The following is a 2,297-nucleotide window of genomic DNA, read 5'->3' as shown; positions in this document are numbered from 1 at the left end:
GGCTGATTCGGTAGGTGCTGGTTGCCTTGCCTGGGCTGCTCGGACGGCTGCGACGACGCACCCGGGGAAGGCGCGCTGGGCGCGCTGGGCGCAATGGTGGGCAGCTCGACCGGCGGCACGTTGAGCCGTTCCGGCGGAATGTCCGGTGGTGCGATCGGCGGCTGGCCATTGATCAACAACGCGCCCTTTGCGCTGTTCAGCAGCGTCGCCCAGCCTCCGTTGCCGAGCGTCGCGCCGATGCTGCACGCGACCTCCCGGCTGCCGGCCGACCAGCTGGGCAACGAGACCGTGCTGTAAATCAGCGTCAGCGTGGTGGTGCGAAACTGGACCGGCGCCAGATAGGCGTCCGTCAGCCGGGTGCAGGAGTCTTTGATGAAGCCGTCCTGATCCGGTTCGGCGGGCAGTGCACCGGGGAACTTCTCGGCCAGGTTGACGCTGCCGGTGACTTCCATCGCGTGCGGCGCCGCGCAGTCGACCGGCACGTCGGTCGGCTGGTTCGAGGTCGGGTCGATGCCGAGGCAGGTGCCGGCCGGCCACACCTTGGACTGGTCGACGTCGGCCACCTTGCCCTTGAAGCTGATCTGCTGGTTGGCCGAGCCGGGCAGTTCCAGCCCGCATAACATGCGGCGTTCACCCGATTGACGCCACGCCCTGTCGCCCGACCACAGCATGCTGATGTTGAACCTGCTGTTCGGGTCGAATCGGGTGCCGAGGTAGCGGCGCACGGCGGTCTCGCACTGTTCCACGCTGATCTGCTCGATGCGGGCGGCGGACGGGGGAGCGGCGTTGCGCCCGTACTCCGAGCCGGGGAAGGTGCTCATGTCGATCGACTCGGCGACCTCGAATCGGTGCTCGTCCTTGCAGTCGACGACGGTCGCGGCCTCCGGCATCCGTTCCGGCCACATCAGGCAATCACCACTGGCGGCGTGGTTGAAGGCATCGTTGCCTTTGGCGCCGGTGCTGGGAACCGGGTTTATGTAGCCGGAGAGCCGGCCCGGTGCGCCGTCCCCGATGGGAATCGCGGTGATCAGGCCGGCTATCAGCAAGCCGCCCAGGGCGGTGAGCAGCAGGGCCCGCCTGGTCGACGAAGCGCGGAAGGTGTGCAGCCACCCGAACCGCGCCGGCCGTTCAGCCGGGCGGTCGACGATCGATTGTTCCTGCTCGGGCGCGTACACCATCGGCTCCATTCTGACAGGCTCGGCGCGCAGCGTGACGGTTGTTACAGATGTGATGCATCCGCGACGATGCTTGGTTCGCCGAACGTAAGGTCAGCCCGTGATCGACCTGAAGTTGTTGCGCGAAGACCCCGACGCCGTGCGTCGCTCGCAGGTCAGCCGCGGCGAGGACCCGGCCCTGGTGGACACCCTGTTGACAGCCGACACCGCCCGCCGGGCCGCGATCGCGAAGGCCGACTCGCTGCGTGCCGACCACAAGGCCGTCAGCAGGGAGGTGAGCAGGGCGTCGGCCGATCAGCGCCTAGCGCTGCTGCGGCAGGCCGGAGACCTGACCGACGACGTGAAGGCGGCCGAGGCCCAGCGGTCCGACGCCGAGCAAGCCTTCACCGCAGCGCACATGGCGATCTCCAATGTCATCCTCGACGGGGTTCCCGCCGGCGGAGAAGACGACTACACCGTGCTCGACGTGGTCGGCGAACCGGCCGCGATAGACAACCCGAAAGACCACCTCGAACTCGGCGAGTCGCTGAGCCTCATCGACATGGCGCGCGGCGCCAAAGTGTCGGGGTCACGGTTCTACTTCCTGACCGGTCGCGGCGCGCTGTTGCAGCTGGGACTGCTGCAGTTGGCCGCGCGGCTGGCCGCCGACAACGGATTCACCCTGATGATCCCGCCGGTGCTGGTGCGCCCGGAGGTGATGGCCGGCACCGGATTTCTCGGCGCGCACGCCGACGAGGTGTATCACATACCGGCCGACGACCTTTATCTCGTCGGGACCTCCGAGGTGCCGCTGGCCGGCTACCACGCCGACGAAATCCTGGACCTGTCCAACGGGCCACTGCGCTACGCGGGCTGGTCGTCGTGTTTCCGTCGCGAGGCCGGCAGTTACGGCAAGGACACCCGCGGCATCATCCGGGTGCACCAGTTCGACAAAGTCGAGGCGTTCATCTATTGCGCGCCCGACGACGCTGAAGCCGAGCACGACCGGCTGCTGGGTTGGCAGCGACAGATGCTGGCGCTGATCGAGGTCCCCTATCGCGTGATCGACGTGGCGGCGGGCGACCTCGGCTCATCTGCGGCGCGCAAATTCGACTGTGAGGCCTGGGTGCCGACGCAGCAGGC

General features: G+C 67.9%; 2 protein-coding genes. One reads left to right on the top strand and one right to left on the bottom strand.

Going from position 1 to position 2,297, the window contains the following annotated elements:
* On the bottom strand, positions 1-1,187 hold a 1,187-nt coding region (locus WA317_RS06840), incomplete at its 3' end, for a septum formation family protein (RefSeq protein WP_425172318.1).
* Between the two features lie 88 nt (positions 1,188-1,275).
* Here WA317_RS06840 and serS point away from each other — a divergent pair.
* Positions 1,276-2,297 (top strand): serine--tRNA ligase (gene serS, locus WA317_RS06835; protein ID WP_425172317.1); only part of this gene is annotated, 1,022 nt, incomplete at its 3' end.

Source organism: Mycobacterium sp., assembly GCF_049802695.1.
Lineage (GTDB): Bacteria > Actinomycetota > Actinomycetes > Mycobacteriales > Mycobacteriaceae > Mycobacterium.
Note: the sequence above shows the minus strand (reverse complement) of the source record. Positions and strands in the feature narration are given on the sequence as shown.